Origin of the sequence: Chitinophaga oryziterrae, from assembly GCF_009758125.1 — a bacterium.
Lineage (GTDB): Bacteria > Bacteroidota > Bacteroidia > Chitinophagales > Chitinophagaceae > Chitinophaga > Chitinophaga oryziterrae.
Window position 1 is genome coordinate 520,164 of record NZ_WRXO01000002.1, and the last position, 26,238, is coordinate 546,401.

At 44.0% G+C, this 26,238-nt stretch carries 25 protein-coding genes; 20 read left to right on the forward strand and 5 right to left on the reverse strand.

The annotated features are described in order from the left end of the window. The first annotated feature begins 315 nt into the window (after positions 1-315). The 14 genes from GO495_RS09740 (at position 316) to GO495_RS09805 (ending at position 12,005) form a co-directional block, all read left to right on the forward strand. Positions 316-861, forward strand: a complete 546-nt coding sequence (locus GO495_RS09740) for a DUF6934 family protein (protein WP_157299489.1) — start codon at positions 316-318, stop codon at positions 859-861. 13 nt (positions 862-874) lie between these two features. Then, positions 875-1,066, forward strand: a complete 192-nt coding sequence (locus GO495_RS09745) for a hypothetical protein (RefSeq protein WP_157299490.1) — start codon at positions 875-877, stop codon at positions 1,064-1,066. Between the two features lie 256 nt (positions 1,067-1,322). Beyond that, the gene (locus GO495_RS09750) at positions 1,323-2,732 is read left to right on the forward strand and encodes an anthranilate synthase component I family protein (protein WP_157299491.1); all 1,410 of its coding nucleotides are present in this window, start codon (positions 1,323-1,325) and stop codon (positions 2,730-2,732) included. Position 2,733: 1 nt separating this feature from the next. Then, the gene (locus tag GO495_RS09755; RefSeq protein WP_157299492.1) at positions 2,734-3,303 is read left to right on the forward strand and encodes an anthranilate synthase component II; all 570 of its coding nucleotides are present in this window, start codon (positions 2,734-2,736) and stop codon (positions 3,301-3,303) included. A gap of 3 nt (positions 3,304-3,306) precedes the next feature. Continuing rightward, positions 3,307-4,299 carry an anthranilate phosphoribosyltransferase gene (gene trpD / locus GO495_RS09760; protein WP_157299493.1) on the forward strand — a complete coding sequence of 331 codons (993 nt, stop codon included), beginning with the start codon at positions 3,307-3,309 and terminating at the stop codon, positions 4,297-4,299. Positions 4,300-4,317: 18 nt separating this feature from the next. Continuing rightward, a complete protein-coding gene (trpC, locus tag GO495_RS09765; RefSeq protein ID WP_157299494.1) occupies positions 4,318-5,121 on the forward strand; it encodes an indole-3-glycerol phosphate synthase TrpC in 804 nt (267 codons plus the stop codon). After that, positions 5,118-5,744: a phosphoribosylanthranilate isomerase gene (locus GO495_RS09770; protein ID WP_157299495.1), complete on the forward strand. Its 627-nt coding sequence runs from the start codon at positions 5,118-5,120 to the stop codon at positions 5,742-5,744. Before trpC ends, GO495_RS09770 begins: the two co-directional genes overlap by 4 nt. Positions 5,745-5,751: 7 nt before the next feature. Then, the gene (gene trpB, locus GO495_RS09775) at positions 5,752-6,969 is read left to right on the forward strand and encodes a tryptophan synthase subunit beta (protein ID WP_157299496.1); all 1,218 of its coding nucleotides are present in this window, start codon (positions 5,752-5,754) and stop codon (positions 6,967-6,969) included. Next, the gene (gene trpA / locus GO495_RS09780; protein WP_157299497.1) at positions 6,966-7,736 is read left to right on the forward strand and encodes a tryptophan synthase subunit alpha; all 771 of its coding nucleotides are present in this window, start codon (positions 6,966-6,968) and stop codon (positions 7,734-7,736) included. Before trpB ends, trpA begins: the two co-directional genes overlap by 4 nt. A 6-nt stretch (positions 7,737-7,742) precedes the next feature. Beyond that, a complete protein-coding gene (gene hisH / locus GO495_RS09785; RefSeq protein ID WP_157299498.1) occupies positions 7,743-8,336 on the forward strand; it encodes an imidazole glycerol phosphate synthase subunit HisH in 594 nt (197 codons plus the stop codon). Between the two features lie 3 nt (positions 8,337-8,339). Then, on the forward strand, positions 8,340-9,485 hold the full coding sequence (gene hisA, locus GO495_RS09790; protein ID WP_157299499.1) for a 1-(5-phosphoribosyl)-5-[(5-phosphoribosylamino)methylideneamino]imidazole-4-carboxamide isomerase: 1,146 nt from the start codon (positions 8,340-8,342) through the stop codon (positions 9,483-9,485). Positions 9,486-9,490: 5 nt separating this feature from the next. Then, complete coding sequence (gene hisF, locus GO495_RS09795; RefSeq protein ID WP_157299500.1) at positions 9,491-10,246, forward strand: imidazole glycerol phosphate synthase subunit HisF; 756 nt, start codon at positions 9,491-9,493, stop codon at positions 10,244-10,246. 35 nt (positions 10,247-10,281) lie between these two features. Next, positions 10,282-10,890 carry a bifunctional phosphoribosyl-AMP cyclohydrolase/phosphoribosyl-ATP diphosphatase HisIE gene (gene hisIE, locus GO495_RS09800; RefSeq protein WP_157299501.1) on the forward strand — a complete coding sequence of 203 codons (609 nt, stop codon included), beginning with the start codon at positions 10,282-10,284 and terminating at the stop codon, positions 10,888-10,890. A 23-nt stretch (positions 10,891-10,913) separates the two neighbouring features. After that, positions 10,914-12,005: a redoxin domain-containing protein gene (locus tag GO495_RS09805; RefSeq protein WP_157299502.1), complete on the forward strand. Its 1,092-nt coding sequence runs from the start codon at positions 10,914-10,916 to the stop codon at positions 12,003-12,005. 60 nt (positions 12,006-12,065) lie between these two features. Here GO495_RS09805 and GO495_RS09810 read toward each other — a convergent pair whose 3' ends face one another. After that, complete coding sequence (locus tag GO495_RS09810; protein ID WP_170302654.1) at positions 12,066-14,729, reverse strand: TonB-dependent receptor; 2,664 nt, start codon at positions 14,727-14,729, stop codon at positions 12,066-12,068. A 14-nt stretch (positions 14,730-14,743) separates the two neighbouring features. Continuing rightward, the gene (locus tag GO495_RS09815; RefSeq protein ID WP_157299504.1) at positions 14,744-15,253 is read right to left on the reverse strand and encodes a hypothetical protein; all 510 of its coding nucleotides are present in this window, start codon (positions 15,251-15,253) and stop codon (positions 14,744-14,746) included. A gap of 609 nt (positions 15,254-15,862) precedes the next feature. Between GO495_RS09815 and GO495_RS09820 the strand changes: the two genes are divergently transcribed. The 3 genes from GO495_RS09820 (at position 15,863) to GO495_RS09830 (ending at position 19,304) form a co-directional block, all read left to right on the forward strand. Beyond that, the gene (locus tag GO495_RS09820) at positions 15,863-16,981 is read left to right on the forward strand and encodes a TlpA disulfide reductase family protein (RefSeq protein WP_157299505.1); all 1,119 of its coding nucleotides are present in this window, start codon (positions 15,863-15,865) and stop codon (positions 16,979-16,981) included. A gap of 285 nt (positions 16,982-17,266) precedes the next feature. Next, positions 17,267-17,623 carry a BlaI/MecI/CopY family transcriptional regulator gene (locus GO495_RS09825; RefSeq protein ID WP_157299506.1) on the forward strand — a complete coding sequence of 119 codons (357 nt, stop codon included), beginning with the start codon at positions 17,267-17,269 and terminating at the stop codon, positions 17,621-17,623. A 7-nt stretch (positions 17,624-17,630) separates the two neighbouring features. Then, positions 17,631-19,304 carry a M56 family metallopeptidase gene (locus tag GO495_RS09830; RefSeq protein WP_157299507.1) on the forward strand — a complete coding sequence of 558 codons (1,674 nt, stop codon included), beginning with the start codon at positions 17,631-17,633 and terminating at the stop codon, positions 19,302-19,304. 37 nt (positions 19,305-19,341) lie between these two features. Here GO495_RS09830 and GO495_RS09835 read toward each other — a convergent pair whose 3' ends face one another. Further along, positions 19,342-20,376, reverse strand: coding sequence for a formylglycine-generating enzyme family protein (locus GO495_RS09835; protein WP_157299508.1), 1,035 nt, complete (start codon positions 20,374-20,376; stop codon positions 19,342-19,344). Positions 20,377-20,507: 131 nt separating this feature from the next. Here GO495_RS09835 and GO495_RS09840 point away from each other — a divergent pair, with 131 nt between their 5' ends. Beyond that, a complete protein-coding gene (locus GO495_RS09840; RefSeq protein WP_157299509.1) occupies positions 20,508-21,851 on the forward strand; it encodes a GH1 family beta-glucosidase in 1,344 nt (447 codons plus the stop codon). Positions 21,852-21,886: 35 nt separating this feature from the next. Here the strand turns inward: GO495_RS09840 and bamG are convergent, their stop codons facing one another. Then, the gene (gene bamG, locus GO495_RS09845) at positions 21,887-23,131 is read right to left on the reverse strand and encodes a BamG family beta-barrel-assembly machinery protein (RefSeq protein ID WP_157299510.1); all 1,245 of its coding nucleotides are present in this window, start codon (positions 23,129-23,131) and stop codon (positions 21,887-21,889) included. A gap of 22 nt (positions 23,132-23,153) precedes the next feature. Then, positions 23,154-24,491, reverse strand: a complete 1,338-nt coding sequence (locus GO495_RS09850; protein ID WP_157299511.1) for a DUF4270 family protein — start codon at positions 24,489-24,491, stop codon at positions 23,154-23,156. A gap of 254 nt (positions 24,492-24,745) precedes the next feature. Here GO495_RS09850 and GO495_RS09855 point away from each other — a divergent pair, with 254 nt between their 5' ends. Beyond that, positions 24,746-25,771, forward strand: a complete 1,026-nt coding sequence (locus GO495_RS09855; protein ID WP_157299512.1) for a Kelch repeat-containing protein — start codon at positions 24,746-24,748, stop codon at positions 25,769-25,771. Beyond that, positions 25,764-26,114, forward strand: coding sequence for a DUF4907 domain-containing protein (locus GO495_RS09860; RefSeq protein ID WP_157299513.1), 351 nt, complete (start codon positions 25,764-25,766; stop codon positions 26,112-26,114). Before GO495_RS09855 ends, GO495_RS09860 begins: the two co-directional genes overlap by 8 nt. Positions 26,115-26,238 lie beyond the last annotated feature (124 nt).

The following is a 26,238-nucleotide window of genomic DNA, read 5'->3' on the forward strand; positions in this document are numbered from 1 at the left end:
GTTCCGCTTTTTTATTCATAATGATAATCGCCATGACAGAAGTTCTCTAAATTTTTATTTAAATTTTGCTCGTTTTATTTTTTGAAATAATTTCGTTGGAATATGAAAAACGAAGGGATAAAATAATAAAGTTTGTTACTCCTTTTCAGTATTAATAAAACTGAATAAGAGCATTATAATTTCACTATAGATTTCGGACAAATGTATTTTTCACTTTACTGTTTACTATTTCAAAAATAGTACTGGTAAGGCTGTTATGGTAATGTCATTTTGATTTTACCTGTAGGGAAGTATTGTTCAGATAATCTATGATCTATGGCAGATAGAGAGCATTATAATGTTACGCCGGAAGTGAAAAAGAAACGAATAAATTTTTATTTTGAAAGTGTTGGTAAAGACAATTTTACAAAGGCAATAAAATATGCTCTTTTAAGTCTAAAACTTGAAGGGCGTTTTGTATACAATTTAGGATTTGGTGATTATGACGATGAAAAGGAGACATTAAGTGATACGGTAATTAATAATAATGGGGATGTCTATAAGGTTTTTAATACAGTATTAACTACTGTTCCATTATTTTTTGAGAAAAATCCGGATGCTATTCTTTGGGTGGAAGGTAGTGATAATGATCCTGCCTATTTAAATGCGTGTAAGCTTTCCTGTAAGAAAAAATGTACTGACAAATGCAGAAATGAAGGACGTAGGATAGCATTATACTGTCGTTTTGTGGATAGAAATTATTCTACTTTGAGTAAGGAGTATATTTTCGAGGGGGGATTTGAATATGAAGGAGAGATATTGATAGAAGCTTATGAAATAGGGAAGGCGTATAGTATGATTTTAGTTTATAAAAGGAATTAATTAACTTTATTACATGAAAAATTTAACTTTCATAACAAGATTTAAGAAAGAAGTAAAAGCTCGTAAAGAAGCAGCTTCCAGGAAAAGACTTCGGGCAATTGCTAAGAAATTAGGGGATAGAGAGCTTTTTCCTGAACGGGTGGCAAGAGCAAATGAATTGCTTAGAAGACTTGCTTTAACAGATAAAAGATTTACTGTAGCATAATATTGATTATAACCCTACCCCTCAAAAAACTTTAAAATTATAAAACAAAAATTTGCATTTTTTCAAAAAAGACCGGATATTTGTTCCGCAATGAATATAAACATGACATACAAACATTGGCGTTGGCATACTATCAGTTCCTGATAACGTGTTACAGTGCCATGTTTCGTAGTGAAATATAATTGGAAGGCTCGCTGTTACACAGCGGGCCTTCTTCGTTTTTGACGGTCACCCAATCAAATCAATTAACAAACCAATGGGTAGTATTCAAGTAAAATCAAGATCAAAGCAAATGCTGGCAGACATATTCACTCCTGTCGGCATCTACCTGCGGCTCCGCGACCGATTCCCCGGTTCCGTATTGCTGGAAAGTACTGATTATCGCGCCAGTGAAAACAGCTTTTCTTTTATTTGTATCAAGCCGATCGCCGGCATGGAAGTTACCAGTACCAAGGACTTCGAGTTCAAATACCCGAACCTTCCGCCTGAAAGGAAACAGCTGAAAAGTCCCCAGAATGTGCTGGACGAATTACAGAAATTCCTGAGTCACTTCAACTTTGTCAATAAGCCGGTACTGCCCGTTGTACAAAGCCTCTTTGGATACAGTACTTTCGATTCCGTACAGTTCTTCGAAACGATTGAATTTAATCAGAATAAACAAAATGGTAATACCATCCCGCTGATGCGTTACCGTTTCTATCAATACGTGATCGTTATCAATCACTTTAAAGATGAACTCTACCTCTGCGAAAACCAGGTAGAAGGCCTTGATAGCGAGTTTGAACTGATAGAATCCCTCATCCGGCAAAAAGATGTACCGGGCTATAGGTTCTCTGCCGAAGGAGAGGAACAAAGCAATATGACCAACGAACAATATATCGAAATGGTCGAAAAAGGAAAGCAGCACTGCTTCCGCGGAGATGTCTTCCAGGTAGTGTTATCAAGAGCTTTCCATCAGCAGTTTAAAGGTGATGAATTCAATGTATACCGTGCCCTCCGCTCCATCAATCCTTCTCCTTATCTTTTCTTCTTCGATTATGGCGATTACAAACTGATGGGTTCTTCCCCTGAAGCGCAGCTTATTATCAAAGAAGGAAAGGCCACCATCCACCCGATAGCAGGCACTTTCCGCCGTACCGGCAACGATGAACAGGACAGACAACTGGCGGCACAACTACTGGAAGATCCAAAGGAAAACGCAGAACACGTAATGCTGGTGGACCTCGCCAGGAACGATCTTAGCAGGCTGGCAACAGATGTGGAAGTGGAGTCTTACAGAAAGATACAGTACTACTCACATGTCATTCACCTGGTAAGTGAAGTAACAGGAAAAATACAACCGGGATTGAACCCATTCTCTCTATTGGCAGCCACTTTCCCTGCAGGAACATTATCCGGTGCACCAAAGTACAGGGCCATGCAGATCATCGATCAGTACGAACCTACTGCAAGAGGATTTTACGGCGGATGTATAGGCGCCGTAAGCTTCAACGGAGATTTCAATCATGCTATTATGATCCGCTCCATCCTGAGTAAATCAAATACGCTTTACTACCAGGCAGGTGCCGGAGTAGTGGCTAAATCAGTGGCCTCCTCAGAACTGGAAGAAGTGAACAATAAACTGAACGCATTAAAGCAAGCCATTGTGCTGGCACAAAATATCTGACATGAACATTCTGGTGTTTGATAATTACGACTCTTTTACCTATAACCTGGTACACCTGGTAGAAAAAATTATTCACGGAAAAGTGACAGTAGTCCGCAATGATGAAATTCCCCTGGAACAAATAAAGGCATATGATAAGATCATCCTTTCACCAGGGCCGGGTATTCCGGAAGAAGCAGGTTTATTACTGCCGCTGATAAAAGAATATGCTGCCACCAAATCTATATTCGGCGTATGTCTTGGTCAGCAGGCAATAGGCGAGGCATTCGGTGCAAGCCTTACAAATCTCAAAGATGTATACCATGGCGTAGCCACTAACGTAAATATAATCTCAAGAGAGGGGAGGATCTTTAACGGTTTGCCAGATCAGCTGGAAGTGGGCCGTTACCACTCATGGGTAGTTGATGAAAAAACATTACCGTCATCCCTGACCATCACGGCCAGAGATGATAACGGATATATCATGGCATTGCAGCATCAGCAATATGATGTGAGCGGTGTACAATTTCACCCGGAAAGCGTATTAACGCCGGAAGGAGAAAAGATCATGCGTAACTGGTTGAATGCATAAACTATGAAAAAGATACTGAACTACCTCTTCGAACATAAAACCTTTACCCGCAACGCGGCAAAAGATATACTGATCAGCATTTCCAAAGGAATGTACAACGACAGCGAACTCGCTGCTTTTATGACAGTATTCCTCATGCGCAGTATCACCGTGGATGAACTGCTGGGCTTCCGCGATGCCCTGCTGGAACTCTGCATACCGGTAAACCTGAATGGTTATGATGTGCTGGATATTGTTGGCACCGGCGGGGATGAAAAGAATACTTTCAATATTTCTACCCTGTCCTGCTTTATTGTAGCGGGCGCAGGCGGAAAAGTGGCCAAACATGGTAACTACGGCGTATCTTCCATCAGCGGAGCATCCAATCTGATGGAATCAGCAGGCTATAAGTTTAAAAACGACGATGCTAAACTGCGCCAGGAACTGGAAGAAGCAGGCGTTTGTTTCCTGCACGCTCCCCTGTTCCACCCCGCATTGAAAAATGTTGCAGGTATCCGCAGACAACTGGGTATCCGTACATTCTTCAACATGCTGGGCCCCTTAGTGAACCCGGCATTTGCACAACATCAGCTGATAGGCGTGTACAGCCTGGAACTGGCAAGAGTATACAACTACCTCTTCCAGCAGACCGATAAGAAATATGTGATCGTACACAGCCTGGATGGATATGATGAAATCTCCCTGACAGCAGACACCCGCGTGATCACCAACCAGGGCGAAAAAGACTGGACACCGGAACAACTGGGTAAACGTAAAGTATATCCTGAAGATATCTCCGGAGGCAACTCTGTAGAAGCCGCTTCTAAAATATTCGTGAAGATATTGAAAGGAGAAGGTACCTGGGCCCAGAACTCTGTGGTAATGGCAAATGCTGCGATGGGCTTGTATTGTATGGGAAAATATAGTAATTACGCAGATTGTTTCCAGGCGGCTGTCGCTTCCCTGGAATCAGGAGCAGCTTACAATTCTTTTAAGAAGTTGATAAGTTTGCAATAGTATCGGAAACAAGAACAAATGAAAAATATACTCACAGAAATTGTCGCTCATAAACACACGGAAGTGGCGGCCCGCAAACAACAACGGAGTGTGGCAGAACTGGAACAGGTCTCCTGGTTCAAACGTACACCCCTTTCGCTTGCCCACTTCCTGCAGGACCCGGGTAAAACAGGGATCATTGCAGAGTTTAAACGACGCTCTCCTTCTAAGGGTATCATCAACGGAGACGTAACAGTACAGGATGTAACCATGGCTTATACCCGCTATGGCGCTTCCGGCCTGTCCGTACTCACAGATGAAAAATTCTTCGGCGGCTCTTCCGATGATCTGCAACAGGCACGTGCCGTGAATAATAACACACCTATCCTCAGAAAGGATTTTATTATTGACGAATACCAGATCCTGGAAGCAAAAGCCATCGGTGCAGACGTTATCCTGCTGATAGCAGAATGCCTCACCAAAGAAGAAGTGAAACACCTGGCCGCTTTTGCGAATAACCTGGGACTGGAAGTCCTGCTGGAAGTTCATAGCGGTGATCAGCTCGATAAGGTCACAGATCATATTCAGCTGGTAGGGGTGAACAACAGGGACCTGACCACCTTCAAGGTGGATTTTAACCGCTCCTGCGAACTGGCTGCCCATATACCGGACGGCAAGTGTAAAGTAGCAGAAAGCGGTATCAGTAATACCGATGCCATCGTTACCTTAAAACAGGCCGGCTTCAACGGCTTCCTGATAGGGGAATTCTTTATGAAACAGGAAAATCCGCCCAGGGCATTTGAAAACTTTGTGACGGAACTGGCAGATAAACTAGCGAAATGAAAATAAAAGTATGCGGTATCACCAGGAGAGAAGACTTGCTCAGGCTGGTAGAATACCGGGTGGACTATGCCGGCTTTATCTTCTATGAGAAATCTCCCCGTTTCGCAGGTAGTAAACTGGACCCGCGTACCATACGGGAAACAAAAGAGATCAAAAAAGTAGGCGTGTTCGTAGATGCTCCGCTGGAACAGGTAAGACGTACCATCACAGACTATGGTCTGGATATGGTACAGTTACATGGTGATGAAACTCCCGGTTATTGCGCTGCCATAGATATTCCTGTAGTCAAAGCGTTCCGTGTAAGGACAAACATCAACTGGGACACTATACAGCCGTATATCGCCGTCACAGATTATTTCCTGTTTGATACCGATGCGGGTAATGCTTATGGTGGTACAGGGATAAAGTTCAACTGGGAATTACTGAACAGTTATCCTTACGGACATCCCTTTTTCCTGAGCGGGGGTATAGGACCGGAACAATTAACAGAACTGCTGGCATTCAAACATCCTGCTTTATTTGCAGTCGATGTAAACAGCAAATTCGAAACACATCCGGGTGTAAAAGACATGGAAAAGGTACAGCCCTTTACAGAACAGATTCAATCAACTTTTTTAAAATAGTCATAGCATGAAGATTGCGGAAAATACGTTCGGCTCTAAGTATCATGTAGATGAGAAAGGCTTTTATGGCAGGTTTGGCGGTGCTTACGTACCAGAGATGTTATATCCCAACGTAAAAGAACTGCAGGACAATTACCTGCAAATCCTCCGTGACCCTGCTTTTCAACAACAGTTCGATCAACTGCTGCGGGATTATGTAGGCCGCCCTTCTCCTTTGTACCTGGCAAAACGCCTGTCTGAGAAATATGGGGCCAGTATCTACCTGAAAAGGGAAGACCTGAACCATACCGGTGCGCATAAAGTGAATAACACCGTAGGACAAATCCTGCTGGCTCAGCGACTCGGCAAAAGCCGCATCATTGCAGAAACCGGCGCCGGACAGCATGGCGTAGCTACCGCTACCGTATGTGCCCTCATGAATATGGAATGTGTGATCTATATGGGTAGCATAGATATTCAGCGGCAGGCGCCAAACGTAGCACGTATGAAGATGCTGGGCGCTACCGTAGTAGCTGCTACCAGCGGTAGTCAGACCCTGAAGGACGCTACCAATGAAGCTATCCGCGACTGGATCAACAATCCGGTAGATACGCATTATATCCTGGGTACGGCAGCCGGGCCACATCCTTACCCGGATATGGTGGCCCGTTTCCAGTCAGTGATCAGTGAAGAGATTAAAGTGCAGTTATTGGAAAAAACAGGCAAGGCAAACCCTGATTACGTAATGGCCTGCATAGGGGGAGGCAGCAATGCCGCCGGTGCTTACTACCATTTCCTGAATGAGCCGGATGTAAAACTGGTGGCTGTAGAAGCTGGTGGTAAAGGGGTGAATTCCGGATTCTCCGCTGCAACGACGCAGTTGGGTAAACTGGGGATCATCCACGCCAGCAAAACATTGCTGATGCAAACAGAAGACGGGCAGATTACTGAACCGCACTCTATTTCAGCAGGACTGGATTATCCCGGTATCGGCCCTTTACACGCACATCTGTTTGAAACCGGTCGTGCTACTTTCCTGAACGCTACCGATGATGAAGCTTTACAGGCAGCTTACGAGCTGACACGCCTGGAAGGTATCATCCCGGCCCTGGAATCATCCCATGCACTGGCCAAGTTAAAAGACATGTCTTTTAACCCGGATGACGTAGTGGTACTGTGCCTCAGCGGCCGTGGAGATAAGGATATGGAAACATACATTCGTAATCTGCCCAATAAATTATCATGAGCAACCGTATAGATCAGTTATTTGCCACTAAGAAAACGGGCATCCTCAACATATACTGCACCGCAGGTTTTCCTGAACTCAATGATACCCTGCCGGTGATGACTGCCCTGCAGCAATATGGGGCAGACCTTATCGAATTAGGTATGCCTTTCTCTGATCCGCTGGCCGATGGCCCGGTGATCCAGGAGAGCAGCACCCGTGCTATCAAAAACGGAATGAGCATCCGTCAGTTGTTTGAACAACTGAAAGACTTCCGTAAAACCATACACCTACCCGTTATCCTGATGGGATATCTGAATCCCGTATTATTATACGGCATTGAGAACTTCTGTAAGAAATGTGCGGAAGTGGGCGTAGATGGTGTGATCCTGCCAGACCTGCCAATGGATGAGTACGAATCAGATTATAAAAGCATCTTTGAACAGTACGGTCTGCACTTGATCTTTTTGGTAACACCGGAAACAAGTGAAGAAAGAATAAGAAAGATCGATAGTCTGAGTAAAGGATTTGTATACGCCGTGTCTTCTTCTTCTACCACCGGTAAGGATAAAGATATGGGCAATCAGCAGGCTTACTTCGAAAAACTGAAGCAATTGCAGCTGAAGAACCCTGTGCTGATAGGCTTTGGTATCAAAGATAAAGCTACCTTTGAGGCTGCCTGTGCATATAGCAACGGAGCTATCATCGGTACTGCCTTTATCCGCGCTATTGAAAATACCACTAACCTCGACGCTGCTGTCAAGAGTTTTATAGCAGGTGTGAAATAAAAGTATATGAAAACAGTCATCATAAAATACAATGCCGGTAATATCCGCTCTGTATTATTTGCGCTGGAACGCCTCGGTGTGGAAGGGGTGGTTACAGATGATCCTGAAGAGATCCGCGCGGCAGATAAGGTGATCTTTCCCGGCGTAGGTGAGGCAAGCTCTGCCATGCGTTATCTGAAAGAAAGGAAACTGGATCAGTTGATTACCAGCCTGGAACAACCGGTACTGGGCATTTGCCTGGGCATGCAGCTGATGTGTAAATACTCTGAAGAAAACGATACCCCATGTATGGGTATTTTTGATGTGGATGTAAAAAAGTTTACTTCGCCGGTAGATAACCTGCTGAAAATTCCGCAGATCGGCTGGAACAATATTACAGGCTTGTATAGCACCATGTTCGAGCATGTACCGGAGAATTCCTACATGTACTTTGTACACAGTTATTATGCAGCGCTGGGCGCTGATACGGTCGCTACTGCCAATTATGTGATTAACTACAGTGCTGCTTTGCAGAAAGACAATTTTTATGCAGTGCAGTTTCACCCGGAAAAATCCGCAACAGAAGGAGCGAAAATCCTGGAAAATTTCCTGAAGTTATAAGTAATGAATATCAGAAGAATAGCTACGGAAGATACATTGGAATTACGCCGGGATGTGCTGTATCCGGGGGAAACACTGGAAGCGGTAAAAGTACCGGGAGATGAAGATGGATTACATTTCGGTTTGTTTGAGGAAGCGCAACTGGTAGGGGTCGTATCATTATTCCTGCGCCGTACGGATGCCCAGTTCCGCAAACTGGCAGTACATCCTGCATGTCAGGGTAAAGGGTACGGCCGTATGCTGATCCATCATCTGATTGAATTATGCCGTAAAGATCATGTGTCATTGTTATGGTGTCATGCACGCGATACTGCAGCTACTTTTTACACGCAGTTCGGCTTCACACAAGTAGGCGAATATTTTACAAAAGGGAATATTAGTTTTTGCAGAATGGAATTACAACTGAATAAAAATAATACAACAGGATTTTCAATCATTCCTGCGATAGATATCATAGATGGTAAATGTGTTCGCCTTACGCAGGGCGATTACGCCCAGAAAAAAGTATATAACGAACATCCGCTGGAAGTGGCGAAAGCCTTTGAAAGTATAGGGGTGACCCGCCTTCACCTGGTAGATCTGGACGGTGCTAAAAAAGGAGAAGTAGTGAATTGGAAAGTGCTGGAAGCAATTGCCGGGAAAACAAACCTGGTAGTTGATTTTGGCGGTGGTATCAAGAAAGAGGAGGACCTGAAGATTGTGTATGAGAATGGGGCCGCACTGGCTACTATCGGTAGCATTGCGGTGAAAGACCCTGAGTTGTTCTTCGGCTGGGTAAAGAAATACGGTGCAGAGAAGATTTTCTTAGGCGCAGATGTAAAAGAAGAAAAGATCGCCGTTGGCGGATGGCTGGAGACAACGGAACTGTCCGTGTTTGATTTCCTGGAATCCAATATTCAACAGGGCCTACAGCACGTCTTCTGTACAGATATCGCTAAGGACGGCCTGTTGCAGGGTCCCTCTATCCCTCTCTATAAAAAGATCCTGGAACGTTTTCCGCAGATCACATTTATAGCAAGCGGAGGCGTAAGCGAAATGGCAGATGTGCATGCACTGGAAGAAGCCGGATGTAGTGGTGTTATAGTAGGTAAGGCGATCTATGAAGACAAGATCACCATGAAAGAACTGGAAGCATACTTAAAAAAATAAGGATCATGTTAACAAAACGTATCATTCCATGCCTGGACATTAAAGATGGTCGTACGGTAAAGGGTGTGAACTTTGAAAATATACGCGATGCCGGTGATCCTATTGAATTAGGTGCCTTTTACGCAGAACAGGGAGCGGATGAACTGGTGTTCCTGGACATCACAGCTACCAATGAGCGGCGCAAAACATTATCAGAACTGGTGACCCGTATCGCCAGGAATGTAAACATCCCTTTTACCGTAGGTGGAGGCATTTCTTCTGTGGATGATGTAAGTGTGTTGTTAAACTCAGGAGCTGATAAGATCTCTGTGAACACGTCCGCTTTCAAAAGACCGGAACTGGTAGATGAACTGTCGCGGGAATTTGGAAGCCAGTGCGTAGTGCTGGCCATCGATACCCGTTTTGAGAATGGCGACTGGTACGTATACCTGAACGGTGGCCGGGTAAAGACGGAGATCAGGGCGTACGACTGGGCCAAAGAAGCTGTAGATCGTGGGGCAGGGGAGATCCTGCTTACTTCCATGAATAATGATGGTACCAAACAGGGCTTTGCCCTGGATATCACCGCTTTACTGTCCCGGAACCTCAATGTTCCGGTGATCGCCTCCGGCGGAGCCGGTACCATGGCACATTTCAAGGACGTATTTGAGATTGCCCAGGCAGATGCGGCATTGGCTGCCACCATCTTTCATTATAAAGAAATTGAAATTCAGGCATTAAAAACTTATTTATATCAGGAAGGGGTTAATATCCGGTTCTGATAAAACATTAATTTTGAACAAAATCTTTAAACCGCATGTACAATAACAAACAGGTAGACTTTCAGAAATCAGCAGACGGCCTGGTGCCTGCCATCGTACAGGATGCGGCTACTTTCAAGGTGCTGATGCTGGGGTATATGAACCAGGAATCCCTGGATAAAACACTGGCAGAGGGAAAAGTGACCTTTTTCAGCCGTTCTAAACAAAGACTGTGGACCAAAGGCGAAGAAAGTGGTAATTTTCTTCACTTACAGGATATCAGGGTGGATTGCGACAGCGATACACTGCTGATTAAAGTGAATCCGGCCGGAGTAGTATGCCATACCGGTGCCGATACCTGCTGGGAAGAAGCCAATGTGAGCAATGACTTCCTGTGCAAACTGGAAAGCATTATCAACGACCGTAAGAATAACCCTTCTGATAACTCATATACGTCAACACTTTTTACCAAAGGGATTAACAAAATAGCCCAGAAAGTAGGGGAAGAGGCCGTAGAACTGGTGATAGAGGCAAAAGATGATAATGAGGAACTGTTCCTCAATGAATCTGCCGACCTGCTTTTCCATTACCTCGTACTGCTGAGTGCCAAAGGCTATCAACTGGCCGATGTACTTGCCATACTACAGCAAAGGCACAATAAATAGGACTTATTTCTTATATTAGAGCTGTGAAACAACTTGCTTTATGCGCCATTGGTGCGCTTTTCTCATGGACGGTCTCTGCACAGCAGATGATATCAGGTACCCTCAAGGGTGCTGATGGTAAAACCCTGTTCCTGTACAGTGATGAAGACAATAACCCAAAGGATTCAACTGTCCTCAAAGATGGTAAGTTTTCCTTTACTGTAACGCCGGCTACTCCATCTATTCATGCGCTTATCCTGCAGGGGAAGGATTATCCTTACCTGTTCGTACCGGCTAAAGAGCCGATAAAGGTGGTGTTTAATGTGAGTGACTTCCCGGTAGCGGAATCTATCAAAGGCGGGGAGGAGAATGCCGCAATGCAGGCTTATCAGCAGGCTTTCCGTCCACTGATACAGCGTGCACAGGCATTGAATGCGGAAGCTGCCGGCATTGCTGAAGATGATGAAGCTGCTAAAACTGCTTTCAGGACGAAGGCAGGTGCTTTTAACCAGGATGTGTTAACTACGGGTAAACAATTCGTTAAAGTACACCCTAAGCAATTGGCCAGCATGTGGGTATTACTGAATGAGCTGCGCACCCGCCTGGACCAGGAAGAGTTTGCTCAGATCTATAATTCACTGGATAAATCGCTGAAAGAGACCAAATATGGTAAATCGGCAGCTAAATACCTGGCCAGTACACAGGGGGAAGAAGCCGGAGCATCGGCTGGTTTAGCGCCTGATTTCACACAGGAAGATGTAAACGGGGTAGCCGTGAAACTGTCTTCTTTCCGTGGAAAGTATGTACTGGTCGACTTCTGGGCCAGCTGGTGCGGTCCCTGTCGTGCAGAAAACCCGAATGTGGTGAAGGCTTTTGAACGTTTTAAAGACAAAAACTTTACGATCCTGGGTGTTTCCCTTGATAATAATAAAGAACGCTGGATAGGAGCGGTTAAACAGGACGGGCTTTCCTGGACACATGTATCTGACCTGAAAGGATGGAGCAACCAGGTAGCACAATTATATCGTGTTAATTCTATCCCTGCCAACTTCCTGATAGATCCGCAAGGCCGGATTATCGGTCGCAATTTACGCGGAGCGGCATTGGAAGCGAAACTGAAAGAAGTATTGAAGTAGATTTTTTCTGGAAATATATTAAATATTATTGCAGAAGGCCCTTTATAGGGCCTTTTGTTGTTAATGAATATTATGGTTTCCCCCGCCAAATCTGCTGAAATTATAGGTAAAAGTTACTAATAGATAGCGGCCCCTGGTCCTGGACCACGTATCCGTTACTGTTCCTGGTTCAATGCTCTTGTATGCACCTGATTGCTGGTTGAGGAGGTCATTAATGGAAAGATTGACCTGAGCTGCTTTACGCTTTAAAAAGCGGTAACCAATAAACGGTGCGATAATGGGATAGTCTGGCTGATAGCTGCCTGGCAGACTATTATTGAAGGTATAATAAGCCGATAATGCACTTTCCCAACTGTCCCTTGTATAACTTGCTTTGCCACCAAAGATTGCTATGAAATATTGGCTGGTCTGCCCCATACTTGTGTGCATGCTGTTATAGGCCGGCGTACTGCTAATGTTCAGATCAATTCCCTTATCAGTATGGAAGTTCCATGTAAAGGTGCTTGAAAAGTATAGTAAACTGCTTTTATTCCTGATCCCATTACTTAAAAGAGGATCTTTTGAATAAGTGGCATTGGCTGCAATATTAAACCCTGACTTCCTTTGTAGGGCGGGGATCGCATAATTCAGTATCAAGGAAAGATTTTGTGCCCCATTCAAGTTAACAGGTTTGCTTATCTGTGCTCCATTATCCATCAGCGAGACAGCATGCTGGATAGAATGCATGGTAATACTACCACTGAAAGAAGCAGAAAAAAATTGCTGCGTGCCGGGGCGCAAAACGCTGTAACCAAGGTTCAGAGAATGCGTATAAGGTTCCTGCAGATCGGGATTACCTTCCTGTATAAAAAGAGAATCGGCCGTAACGGATACAGGTTGTAGTTGTTGTACTATAATAACTACCGGCTTGCCGGTATAGCTGACCTGTAAGCCGGAACCCAGACCCAGGGTTACTGAGGGAAGCATGTTGATGAAATGTCTTGTTGTATGGGATTGGTTAGTCTTATTATCACCGGAAAGCCAGTCGGCCGCTATGCCAGTTCCAGCCGTCAGGGTTATTTTATTCCATTGTTTTCTTATACTCATTTGCATGGCAGCATTGTGATAACTGCTTTTAAAGTCATTGCTTTGTGTGGTATCCAGTTGATCAAAATGTTGAGTGCTTCCATTAAAACTATAAGTTCTTGTAGCGATGTCATCATGGGTATAGGAATAGTTGGCTCGTATATTTAATATATTTTGCTTTCCTATCGGCATCATGTAATTCATGGATGGAGATAAAACGAGTACATGGTCAGTATTGGTGTTATGCTGGTTTAGACTGCTGCTGCCGGAGAGATGAGTTGTTTGAGTAAAGTAGCTCCCGTTATAGTCCGTGTAATTGTTGAACATATTCAGTTCCAGGGAAAGCATTTGCCCCGGTTGCTGCCCGTTGTGTCTGTACTGGAGAGTGGAAGAGATCATTCTTCTATCTGTATTGCTGCTGTTATTACCAGAAGACTGATAAATGCGATCTCCTGAGCTTTCATAGTGTTGCGTGTTTTGTTGATCCTGTACCGTGTTTGTACGCTGTAACATTACGTTTTGCTGAAAAATAAAGGAATTAAAAGCATCCGGTTTATGTTCCAGGTTCAGGTTAAAGCGCTGTGTATTATTATGCGTGACCATGTTCAGGTTTTGGTCCAGCACGGTAGAAGAATTGCCTGGGAAGATATTCAGTACATGTATGCGTTGCGAATTTTCATTGCGTTGGTCGGAATTCATGTAGCTCCCGTTTATGCTGGTATGATCGTTACGGGAATCCCGATAATTAACTCCTCCGTTCAGATTGCGTGTAATCCCGCTGGCTCTGCTGAATAAGTCTGCGCGTGTATTTTCTCTGTCAATATTCCCGGCATCTCCGATGACAGATATCTGCTGGCCTCCGTTCATATGGTTCAGATCTCCGTTGCTGTTGAATGCTCCTCCGGTGCCGGCACCAACTGATAATTTGCCAAAATCACCTTTCCTTTTATCTGCTTTCAGGACAAGATTGATGGTCTTGTTACCGGGGAAGCCAGGGGGAGGGGGAACACCCGAAAGGTTGTTTTGAGTGGTGGTATATACTTGTATTTTTTTAATGATCTCCGCAGGTAAATGAGTGAGCGCTGTTTGAGGATCACCATTAAAAAAAGGTTTACCATCTACCATAATCTGGTCTATAGGCTGTCCGTTTATACTGATGTTACCATCATTTTTCAGCTGTAATCCCGGAAGTAATTTTAGGAGATCTGAAAGGGAGGCGTACTGGTTGGTCTGGAAACGCCCTGCATTATATTCTACTGTATCTTTTTTTATCAAAACGGCAGCTTCCTGTACAACAAGTGTATCCAGTTCCATTACACGTATGTGCATGTAGATGATGCCCATATCCAGTTGTTTTTGCTGATCGTTCAGTGTGAATTTTTTTTGCACTGGTTGCAGTCCCTGGATGGAGATGTGAATGAGATAATTACCATAGGGTAGACGATCGCAGCTAAAAGAGCCATTTTCCGTAGAAAAGAATCTTTTCTGGATAGAGTCGTCACTCACGCGGCTAACAGTTATAAAAGCATCCTTCAGCAACTGATGGTTGGTTGTATCTGAGAGTTGGCCCCATACCATCCCAGTCTGCTGCCCGACAGCCATATAGGATACGAGCAACAGCAGGATTAGCGGAAGAATGCTTTTATAGGATCTGTTCAATCGATGATAATACATCAAAGATTATTGGTAGTCATTTCCAATGTAATCAAAGCAGATGCCGTAGGTGTTGTAGTATATGTGTAAGCGCCTGCGGGAATGGGGGTGGTAACTGTTCCTCCAGATGGTATTGTTACGACGGAACCGTAGAAAAGTGTACCCCCGCAATGGAGGATTAGCTGGATTTTTGTACTGATGCCAGATGAATTGAGAATAGTTGCTGTGTAGCCAGATAGCACCTGTACTGTTACAGGTGTAATAATAGTGGGTGTGAGCCAGTAAGCGCCATAGGAAAAGATGCCAGAAGGGTTGGTATAATATCCACCTGGAGCAGTATTTGTCCAGGTGTTTACTACACCAGGAGATATAGTCTGTGAAGTGGTAATGCCAATATTAGTAGTCTGCATCACGACTGGAACCGACACCGAAGTGGCATATTGTACATAATAATATTTGTCCTGTGCATGGACGTTAATAGATAGCAAAGCGCAAAGAGAGACTAGCAGCGAAAAGATTAACTTTTTCATAATTGATTTATTGTTTTAAGTGATTAAAGGGCTTGCGAAGTCATTTCCAGCTTTAACGAGATTGAAATGTTTTCAGAAATAACAATAATTCTCCCTGTTCATGTAGTTGACATGTACGATAGTTGGATTAACTTTTATAGGAACATGACGCTTTACGTTGCTACAAAGAGCAATAATGGATGCATAAACATGGTGTTTAAGAAATGGAAAAATGGATTTTCACTTCAATGGGTTAGCGTTTAGAATTGAAGGGAAACGAGTTGTTATTTTACATAAGGATGTATGTGTTCGTAATGGTATGTAATATTTGGGTCACAATTAATTCCGTATAGGAAATCACACAAATAATTTGAAATTTTAACAGTCTTAAGAAAATGGTAATGTCTTATTTCGTAAAACTGATTTGAGTAATTTGGGCTACAAAATCAATAGTAATCTAATGATATAGATTTTATCTTTCGTATTATACTAGACTAATTATTATTTGCAATCTGTGGATTGGCAAAATTTATCTTTCAGGTCATATTCTTAGTCAGACTTCACCGTTTATCACAATCAGTTTGATTTTCCTCTCCGGATGTGGGATTTTTGTCGTTCAAATCAGAGTCAATGAAGTCAGTATTGATGATCGCGGCATTGTTCGGGCATGCGGTCTTGTTTGCGCAGGATAAGTCTTTTACAATACAGGGGTCCGTGGAGCAGCTTCAAAAGCCGGCGAAAGTATATATAAGTATGAGGAGCCACGGCTCTAATAAAATAGATAGTGCGGAGGTGAAAGAGGGTAAATTTGTGCTGAATGGAACAGTGGATGAGCCTACTATGGCCTACCTGATGCTGAAGGTACAGGACCCGGAAAATGGAGGACCGAAGAAACGTGACGTTCTGACCGTTTTTATAGAAAAAGGGACCTTAACCGTTACTACACAGGATTCTATCAGTAAAGCAACCGTAACAGGCTCTGCTGCCAATGATGACTATATAAAACTGAATGAACTTTTAAAGGATGTTACCAGCCAGTTAAATGAGTTGAAGCAGTTGAACCGTCAGTTATACATGGCTAAGGATGAAGAGGGGATCAGGAAGCTGGAACCGCGCTTTGATGAGCTGGAAGCCATCCGCAATAAGATCATGGGGGATTATCTTAGAAATAACACCGGTTCTCCTATCGCATTATTTGTATTAGGTCAGTATGCCGGCTATGATATTAATCCCGTCGAAATTGAACCTATTTATAACAAACTCAGTAAGAGCCTGCGTAATACCCCTACAGGAAAAGAATTTGCCAGTTGGCTGGCTGTTGCAAGGAAAACATCGGTGGGTAAACCGGTAATGGATTTTGTCCAGCCGGATGCGGAAGGTAAGAATGTGAGCCTGACGTCCTTTAATGGTAAATATGTGCTGGTAGATTTCTGGGCCAGTTGGTGCGGGCCTTGTCGTGCAGAGAACCCGAATGTGATCAGGGCATATAGTAAATTTAAAGATAAAGGGTTTGACGTTTTAGCTGTTTCTCTGGATGATAAAAAAGAGAAGTGGCTGGCAGCCGTACAGGCAGATAATCTTCCCTGGACCAACGTCTCTGATCTGAAAGGCTGGAAAAATGCGGCGGCTGAATTGTATGGTATCCGGGCAATTCCTCAGAACCTGCTGGTAGACCCGCAGGGGAAGATAATAGCCAGGAATTTACGGGGAGATGCACTGGAGAAGAAGCTGGAAGAGATGATTAAATAACCCGACTCCTAACTACGTTTATATATAGAAGGCTCCGAAAGGGGCCTTTCCTCCTTCATATCTCCTTCATATCTCCTTCATATCTCCTTCATATCTCCTTCATATCTCCTTCATATCTCCTTCATGTCTCCGTCATGTCTCCGTCATACCTCCTTCATGGTTTAAGCATGAACCCTATATGAATGATGCATGACCATGCATCCCCCTTATTTAATTGTTAAAAACCTAAAATAAATTTGTTTTACTACGAACTATTCGTAGATTTACGAAACAATCGTAATGAATATGGAAAAGCTTACACAGCAGGAAGAAATAGCAATGCTGGCCGTGTGGAAAACCGGGTCTGGTTTTGTGAAAGATTTTCTGGAAGCACATACCGCTCCGCAGCCGCCTTATACAACGCTGGCTTCTACCATCAAGAACCTGGAGAAGAAAGGATATCTGCAAAGCCGTAAAATGGGCAATGTATATGAGTATACACCTGTCATCGCGGAAAATGAGTACAAGCAGAAATTCATGAACGGGTTTGTAAAAGATTATTTCGACGATTCCTATAAAAGCCTGGTGACTTTCTTCGCTAAAGAGAAGAAGATCACTCCGGATGAATTAAAGGAAATATTAAAGATGATCGAAAAAAACTGATAGCCTTATGCTTATCTATCTGTTAAAAGCCAATATTGCGCTTACCTTATTCTATCTGGCATACCGTTTAGGGTTACGTCGCCTTACATTCTATATTCTGAACCGTTTTTTCCTGCTGGCAGGCATCGTATTTTCAGCGGTATTCCCACTCATTGTGATCAGTGAACAGAAGCCTGTCAATAACGTTGCATTGACCTATGTGCCGGACCTGGCAGCATTGAATGAGCGTCCTTCCACTCCTCTGATAAATATAGTGTTGTTGTATATTTTCTGGACGGGTGTTATTGTAATGGGAATACGTTTGATCATACAATTATCATCTCTCTGGAAACTGCACAGAAGCACTGTCAAAGAAGGGGATATAAGAGTATCTGCAAAAAAAATAACACCTTTCTCTTTCATCAATAATATCTATATAAACCCTTCCCTGCATACGCCTGTGGAGTTCCTGGCTATAGTACGTCATGAGAAAGTGCATGTAAAACAATGGCATACACTGGACGTTATGCTGGGAGAATTAAACAAGGTCTTTTACTGGTTTAATCCGGGTGCCTGGTTAATGAGTACGGCCATCCGTGAAAACCTGGAATTCATTACCGACAGGTGTATCCTGCAACAGGGAATGGATGCGAAAACATATCAATACAGTCTTATAAAAGTAAGTGGGATCCCATATGCGACGGCCATCGCAAACAATTTCAATTTCTCACATTTAAAAAAACGGATCATGATGATGAACAAAAAGAAATCATCTCAATATCATTTGCTGCGTTATTTAGTACTGGGGAGCCTGGTAGGTATTGCATTGCTTTCACTCAATATCAGCAGGGCGGGTAATAAGAGTAAATCAACAACTGATACAACAGGTGTTAATCCTGCAGGGGAACTGGTTCTCACAAGGGACACTATTAATTTTGTGTCCGCAAAAACTTCTGTAAAACATTCTGCAACATTTACTGCCAGAGCAGAAACGAGAGATACAGCGTATCCTTCATCTAAGAAGAAAGGAAAGAACGTTGTTCCTCCTGTACCACCACCACCGCCTCCTCCGGCAGGCGTAGTGCCACCGCCTCCGCCAGTACCATCATTACCACCGGCTCCTCCCGCACCACCGGCGCCACCGGCAAGAACAATTACGGTTGTTCCTGCTCCTGCACCAGCTCCTGCTCCGAAGCCGGGAACAATAATGGTGACAAGTTATAGGACCGCGGCTATCAGCGGCCCTCCGGCCCAGACAGGTATTACCTACAGACGCCCGGCTATGGACGCTAACGGTACTCCTGCCACTGGTACTCCGATATATTACGTTGATGGCGTATCCCATGGGCACAGTGACCCGGGTGTGAAGAGTGAGGATATTCAAAACATCACCGTGTTGAGTAATCCGGATGCGGCAACATATGGAGAGGATGGTAAAAATGGGGTAATTTTTATCGATACCAAAGAGTACATGGCTAAGAATAAGGTGCATCAGATAAATGTGGGTACGAATAGCGTTGTAGTTCCCAATGGCAATCCGCTATATGTTATTGATGGAAAAGTTGCCGGCAGTGGAGACCTCAAAAAGATTTCTGCCAGTGACATAGAAGCTATGTATGTTCTTAAAGATGATGCAGCCACCAGCAAATATGGTAAGGACGGCGCCAATGGCGTTATAGAAATAAAACTCAAAATAAAATAACCTGATATAAAAAATCCCGGGGTATTCCCCGGGATTTTTATTTAATACTTTTTACACAACGGAAACCTAAATTCTGCAATCCTGATTCTGCTGTTGTTTTCATCCTTGCCGTTACACGATATCCGGAACAATATTCATCTGTACACATATAAGATCCTCCCCTGATCACTCTTTTGGGAGAGGAGGGATCATCAGGGTCATAGCCCGTTTCCGGTCCCTGAGGATTATGGGCATCAGCAGACTGCGCGTAGTAAGTATTGTTGTACAGGTCTTCACACCATTCCCATACATTACCGGACATATCATAGAGCCCATATCCGTTAGGGGCAAAAGATTTTACAGGGGCAGCGCCTGAAAAGCCATCCGTTTTAGTATTCTGATAAGGGAAATGCCCGTTCCAGGTATTGGCTTTGATCTTACCTGTTGTAAGGGCTTCATTTCCCCAGGGAAAAGGCTGGTCTTTCAATCCGCCACGGGCGGCATATTCCCATTCTGCTTCTGTAGGCAGGCGTTTACCGGCCCATTTGGCATATGCCTGTGCATCCAGCCAGGAGATATGTACTACAGGATATTGTGATTTACCTTTCAGATCACTCCCCGGCCCGTCAGGATGCCGCCAGTTGGCTCCCTGTACAAAGGACCACCACTGAGACACATCATCCAGCGGTACGGCATGGTCGGGAGGAGTAAATACCAATGATCCGGGTAGTAACATGCTACTGTCAGGTTCAGGAGAACCGGGAGGCAATTGTTGCATCAACTCTTCTTTGGTGACAGGCTTTTCTGCCAGCGTAACGTAACCCGTAGAGGCCGTAAAAGCGGCAAATTCGGCGTTAGTCACCTCATGCTCGTCCATCTGAAAACTGTCTATTGTAACAGTATGCCTGGGCTGCTCATCTGCACGGGCTTCTTTATCATCTGCTCCCATTGTAAAAGTGCCGCCAGGTATGATTACCATGTGGCCCGGGGAATCAATATGATGCAGAGGATCTACGGCGCCTGCCGTTGGTTTACCGTTTTGCTGACATGCACCCAATAATAAGGCAAATAAGGTAATTGATATCTTATTCATACACTCATCTGATTAAATTGGTGGGAATTGCAGGTAAACAGGTCAGCAAGTTCGGAATTATTCGCAATTCTTAACAGGAAAATAATTAGCTATGCAATAAAAGTATTGTAAACTGCAGCCTGGATTTGTATATGGAACAATTCACAAAACAAGATTTTGGGGCTGATTTCTTATGGGGGGTTACCATTTCGGCCTTCCAGAATGAAGGCGCTTTTGAGCACGATGGTAAAGGGAGTTCTATATGGGACGTTTTCACTGCCCGTAAAGGCAAAGTGAAAGATGGCACTCATGCCCGTGTAGCTACGGATTTCTATAACCGTTACTACGATGACCTGCTGTTGACCAAACAAATGGGTTTCAAGGTATTCCGCTTCTCCATCGCCTGGGCCCGCATACTTCCAAAAGGAACAGGCGAAGTAAATCCTGCCGGCATCGCCTTTTATCACCGGGTGATAGACGCCTGCCTGGAATTGGGATTACAACCTTATGTCACATTGTATCACTGGGACCTTCCGCATGCCATTGAAATAAAGGGAGGCTGGACACACCGCGGTGTGATATTCGCCTTTGAAGAATATGTGCGTATCTGTATGCGGGAATACGGGCAGAAAGTGAAACACTGGATCGTGATGAATGAACCCTTTGGCTTTACTTCCCTGGGGTATATGCTGGGTGTACATGCCCCCGGCAAGTTCGGATTATCTTATTTCTTCCCGGCAGTACACCATACATTACTGGCACAGGCCTCTGCGGCCAAGGTGATCCGCCAGGAAGTGGAAGGCGCTGTGATAGGCACCGCATTGTCCTGCTCTCATATTATTCCCCATACGCAAAGCGAAGGAGATATACAGGCGGCCAAAAAGGCCGATGCGCTGTTTAACCGCCTCTTCCTTGAGCCCGTGTTAGGCTTAGGTTACCCTGTTGCCGATTTCCCCCTGCTGCGCAAAATTGAGCGTCGTTATGGCCTCTGGCGCGATTGGGACCAACTGGCTTTTGATTTCGACTTCATTGGTGTACAGAATTATTTCCCGCTGGTGATGAAAAGTAATTATTTCATGCCGGTAGTAGGTGTTTCGGAAGTAAAGGCAAGGGCGCGTAAAGTACCGGTGACTGCGCTGGGCTGGGAAATAAGTGGTACCGGAATGTACAACATACTGAAGCAGTTTGCAGCTTACGAAGGCGTAAAAAGACTGATCGTTACAGAGAACGGAGCGGCTTTTAACGATGTACTCACAGATGGACGAATACATGATACAGATCGCATTAAATATTTTGAAGAATATCTGGGAGCAATATTGAAGGCAAAGCGGGAAGGAGTGAAGGTAGATGGATTTTTTGCGTGGACACTGACCGATAACTTTGAATGGGCAGAGGGATACAGGGCTCGTTTTGGCTTAGTACATGTAGATATGGAAACGCAGCAAAGGACGATGAAAGACTCCGGACTATGGTTTGAGAAATTATTAAAGGAATAAAAAAGGAGGACTTCATGTCCTCCTTTTCATTAATATTATTCATACGTTCTGCGTATAAACCAGATATCTCTTAATGAGAAGTGGAATACACCATTCACGTAAGTTTCTTTGATTAATCCACCGCTGGTAGTACCACGTTGTCCTACTTCAACACCTATATAGTAACGAAGTGCGCCGCTGCGGCTGGGGATAGAGATACCAGCCGTTCCTGCCACATCCCTGATCTGGTTGTTTTTCACTACCAGGTTGGAATTGTAATAAGAGAAGCCAGCCTGTGCGATGATACCTTCTACCTGCTGGTTGTAGTAAGTACGTTTGAAGCTATACTCAAGACCCGTTGAATAACGGTCGGAGTTGACAAGATTATAGTTAGTGGTTTTATTACCTGCAGAACCCCATTTCTCTGTACGGTAATCAGCTAACCAGGTGATGGTCCCGTTACTCAGGGAGAAACCTCCACCGATCTGCTCAGGTAATTTGATCTTGGTCCTTGCAAGGTCATTATCGGTAAATAACACAGTAGAACTACTGTTCAGGATATACAGTTTGTTCTGGTAGTTCATGTTGGTTTTAAAGCGATAAGTACCGCCTAAACCTAACAGCCATTTCTTACCGATCTTGCCGCTATACTGAACACCTGTAGTGAAGTTCATGTTAAAGGCGTAACGTTCTGTCCTGGTAGATACGGTATCTCCACCTACGTTAGAGGTAGTGTTGATAGGGCCGAACAGGAAGTTACTGGATACGCCTACGGAAAAGTTCTTCGTTAATTTTACTGCATTGGAGATATATGCTTTATTGATACCGCCGGTACCTTCTGTAGTGGTAACCAGTGGAGATGTATCTATGAATGTAGTAGAAAGAAGTTTATAGTCAACAGTACTGTAAGGAGAGAAGCCTGCGCTGATACCCCAGCGGTTGCTGGCTTTGAAGCCTAATGCCAGTCTTTTGATAATCACATCTCCGGCCGTCTGGTTCAGGGAACCTGCATCTTTATAAGTAATGGATTGCGCCCTGAGGGACACATCAAACATAAAATGCTGTCTGGGTATCGCTGAGTATGAGGCTGGGTTCAGCTCGTTCAGGAAAAAGTCTGAACGGCGGGCAATACCTGTACTACCCACTCCAAAGTTACGGCTGTAATCATGTTGTTCCACGTCGCCAATACCATAAGCAGAGTAAAGGGAGTTGATCCCTTTTTGTGCCACAGCATCCTTTCCTGATAATAATATCAGGCCGCCTACGCATAAGCCAGTTGTATATTGTTTTATTCGCTTCATGTAATCTGGAACTTGATGGCAATTATTCATACTGCAGGTAATAGATCTTAATCTCAATGTTGTTAAACTTATTCTTTCTATCACCCAGTACAACACGGTCAAATCTCGTAAACCCTGTATTCCTCGGTTGTATCAATGCCAGTCCACGGATATTCGCATCTACAGCGGACATTTGTGCTATGCAATAATTGGTAATATCGTATGTATAATCGGTATTCAGATTGTATGCGTAATCAATCACCAGGTTACCGGTTTGTACGCCACCTGTGCTTGGAGAAATCAGTGTATCTGTAATAGAATTCGTGCTGTTTATTTCACAAAGAGTGAGTTTGGCAGGAAGATTATATGGATACTGATAGGTCTGTTTTTCAGGTCTTACTGTCAGGGTGGCACGCATTACTTTAAAGAACTTATGCAGTTGTGAAATGTTCTTCAGGTAAGGCATATCGATACGGCTGATCAGGTTTGTCAGCGGCTGTGCATATGTCCTGTTACCAGCACTGGTGGAAGCCAGTAGCTTGTTAGAGCTGGAAAGCGCTGTCAGCGGTGATCCGGAAGGACGGGTCACATCAATATGATTGAACTGTAATGCCGCGTTATATACCGGGAAATCGATGGTAGTAGTAAGCTTTTCACCAGAGTTCTGATGGTAATATAAACGCATGGTCAGAGAGTCATCTCCACGGAAAGAACTAACAAGTTTGCTGTTAGCGCCAGGTTGGATAGAGAGACCTTTCAGATAGTCTGCAAACTGGATCTGATCAGTAACAGTCTGGGATTTAGACTTACATTTCTGATAGAGGTCCGCTCCAAGTGCATCATCCAGTTTAATCCTGATGAGTGTATCGATGCTGGGTCTGATTTTGAACTGTTTGCTACCAAGTGGTGTTGTTTCAGTAGCAAATTTATCATAACTATATAAATAACCGTTTGTAATACGGGTGTCTATCTTTTCTGTTACACGGTATACCGATACATCCTGTACTGCCGCAGTATCACCATACATACCGGTTTTATTCGGACGCATGATCATCACCAGGGAATCATAAGATGCCAGGTCGGGGATGGTCGCTCCGTTGAAAGCCTTTACCCTCCAGTAAGAGGATGCGGATACCGTTCCGAATATAGGATCGGTGTGATTACCTACCAATGCCAGGCTCTGGTAAGATGTGGGAATAGAATCCAGGAATACTGTATTCATATTCATTGTTACGGAATCGACAACAATATATTGGGTCGCTCCATTATCAACGATATTATCGTAGGAGAAACCGGCTTTGTCACAGGCTTCAGCGCCTGTAATCAATAACGCACAAACCAGATATTTACAGGCCTCTTTGGCACGGATACTTTTATTCATGGAGCGCAATTTTAGACAGGATGCCTAGTTCCTGCTTATTTAATATGCCAATTGGCTTTTTTTATCGACGAATCACCTTCACTGCTCCTTATGCTACTGCCGGGGCAGTAACAGTGGTTGTAAGGCAAACAAACCGATTGGCAGATGAAAACCCGTCCTTTATCATGTAAATGTAGCATTGTATCTATTTTCTGATTGCACTACAATAAGGGCGGATAATTTTGGCAGCTATAAAAAAAGTAAAGAAATAACTTATGCGCTATTTAAAAGTATATTTTCTGGGATTAACAGTGTTTACGTTAGCGTCCTGTACATCCAACAGCGATACGACTAAGCTGGGTAACTGGATCAAACGGGCCGACTATCAGGGTGATGCCAGACGTGAAGCTGTTAGTTTTGTGATTGGGGATACAGCGTATGTAGGTACAGGCTTTGGTGGAACAGGCGACGGTGCCAAGTTGAACGACTTCTGGAAATACGATCCGGTAAAGGATGCATGGACTTCTATGGCAGCACTTGCTGACCCTGCTGATGCAACTCATGACCTTTCCCGTTTAGGTGCTACCGGCTTTGCCGTAGGTACAAAAGGGTATGTGACTACCGGTTACAATAACAACTACGAAATGTTGAAAGATACATGGGAATTCGACCCTGCTACCAATACCTGGCAGTCAAGAGCGGATTTCCCTGGTGCTGCACGTTATTATGCAGTTTCATTTGGCCTGGGTAACTACGGTTACGTTGGTACAGGAAGCTCCGGAACAAGCGGTAGCAACTTCAGTGATTTCTACAAATTTAATCCTTCCTCTAACTCATGGACAGAAGCTAATCCACTGAAAGACAAGAGAAAACAAGCTGTTGCTTTTGTTATCAAGGATAGTGCTTACGTAGTTACAGGTGTTAGCAATACAGAATCATCCACCCGTATGTATGTGTATGATGCTGCCAACGACCAGTGGAATGAAAGATGGCAGATCAAGAATGCTACCGATGGTTCATTCGATGATGATTACACCACTATCGCCCGTTACGGTGCTGTTGCTTTTGTTATCGACAACATCGCATACCTGGCAACTGGCTCACTCAGCAATACATGGGCATATAATCCAGTCTCAGGTTACTGGACAGAAAAGACTGCTTTCGATGCTGCTTCCCGTACAGGCGCAGTTGGCTTCAGCGTAAAAAACAGAGGTTATGTAGCACTGGGTCTGGCCAGCAGCACTCAGCTGGATGATTGTCATGAATTCAAGCCTCTTCAGGAAAACGATACTAATGACTAAGACGTCCTTTTATCTGTTGATAATCATAGCTCTAGCTACCTCTTGTCAGCAGAAACAACAGGCAAAAAATATAGAAATTACCGCAGTGCATGACAGCATTGCGGTAATTCCTTTTGAACTGGAAGGTGGAGGCTCCTGGGGCTTTAAGATTAACATCGGTCACAAAACCTTTATCTATCAGGATATTATACCTACCGTAGCAGGCAGACATTACTTCCAGACAAAGGAAGATGCCCGGAAGGTAGGAGATTTGATGGTAGCAAAAATGCGCAGCAACGGTAAAAGCTTTCCGGTGATCTCCAAACAGGAACTAATGGATATGAAAATCGCCGGCGTTGAGTAGCATATAGCAGTCTGAAGAGAACATATTAATTATTTATAATACTGGCCATAGTACTGTATCCGGCCACATGGGATATCTATTTTCTCCAAATTTTAACATTCCTTTTACCTTACTTAACAAATTT

Coding starts and splice junctions, on each gene's coding strand:
- GO495_RS09860 (WP_157299513.1), top strand. CDS start 25,764: ATGACTAAGACGTCCTTTTATCTGTTGATAATCATAGCTCTAGCTACC.
- GO495_RS09850 (WP_157299511.1), bottom strand. CDS start 24,491: ATGAATAAAAGTATCCGTGCCAAAGAGGCCTGTAAATATCTGGTTTGT.
- trpA (WP_157299497.1), top strand. CDS start 6,966: ATGAGCAACCGTATAGATCAGTTATTTGCCACTAAGAAAACGGGCATC.
- trpC (WP_157299494.1), top strand. CDS start 4,318: ATGAAAAATATACTCACAGAAATTGTCGCTCATAAACACACGGAAGTG.
- GO495_RS09755 (WP_157299492.1), top strand. CDS start 2,734: ATGAACATTCTGGTGTTTGATAATTACGACTCTTTTACCTATAACCTG.
- GO495_RS09820 (WP_157299505.1), top strand. CDS start 15,863: ATGAAGTCAGTATTGATGATCGCGGCATTGTTCGGGCATGCGGTCTTG.
- GO495_RS09815 (WP_157299504.1), bottom strand. CDS start 15,253: ATGAAAAAGTTAATCTTTTCGCTGCTAGTCTCTCTTTGCGCTTTGCTA.
- GO495_RS09855 (WP_157299512.1), top strand. CDS start 24,746: ATGCGCTATTTAAAAGTATATTTTCTGGGATTAACAGTGTTTACGTTA.
- trpD (WP_157299493.1), top strand. CDS start 3,307: ATGAAAAAGATACTGAACTACCTCTTCGAACATAAAACCTTTACCCGC.
- hisIE (WP_157299501.1), top strand. CDS start 10,282: ATGTACAATAACAAACAGGTAGACTTTCAGAAATCAGCAGACGGCCTG.
- GO495_RS09745 (WP_157299490.1), top strand. CDS start 875: ATGAAAAATTTAACTTTCATAACAAGATTTAAGAAAGAAGTAAAAGCT.
- GO495_RS09750 (WP_157299491.1), top strand. CDS start 1,323: ATGGGTAGTATTCAAGTAAAATCAAGATCAAAGCAAATGCTGGCAGAC.
- GO495_RS09770 (WP_157299495.1), top strand. CDS start 5,118: ATGAAAATAAAAGTATGCGGTATCACCAGGAGAGAAGACTTGCTCAGG.
- GO495_RS09740 (WP_157299489.1), top strand. CDS start 316: ATGGCAGATAGAGAGCATTATAATGTTACGCCGGAAGTGAAAAAGAAA.
- GO495_RS09830 (WP_157299507.1), top strand. CDS start 17,631: ATGCTTATCTATCTGTTAAAAGCCAATATTGCGCTTACCTTATTCTAT.
- trpB (WP_157299496.1), top strand. CDS start 5,752: ATGAAGATTGCGGAAAATACGTTCGGCTCTAAGTATCATGTAGATGAG.
- bamG (WP_157299510.1), bottom strand. CDS start 23,131: ATGAAGCGAATAAAACAATATACAACTGGCTTATGCGTAGGCGGCCTG.
- GO495_RS09835 (WP_157299508.1), bottom strand. CDS start 20,376: ATGAATAAGATATCAATTACCTTATTTGCCTTATTATTGGGTGCATGT.
- GO495_RS09825 (WP_157299506.1), top strand. CDS start 17,267: ATGGAAAAGCTTACACAGCAGGAAGAAATAGCAATGCTGGCCGTGTGG.
- GO495_RS09840 (WP_157299509.1), top strand. CDS start 20,508: ATGGAACAATTCACAAAACAAGATTTTGGGGCTGATTTCTTATGGGGG.
- hisA (WP_157299499.1), top strand. CDS start 8,340: ATGAATATCAGAAGAATAGCTACGGAAGATACATTGGAATTACGCCGG.
- hisH (WP_157299498.1), top strand. CDS start 7,743: ATGAAAACAGTCATCATAAAATACAATGCCGGTAATATCCGCTCTGTA.
- hisF (WP_157299500.1), top strand. CDS start 9,491: ATGTTAACAAAACGTATCATTCCATGCCTGGACATTAAAGATGGTCGT.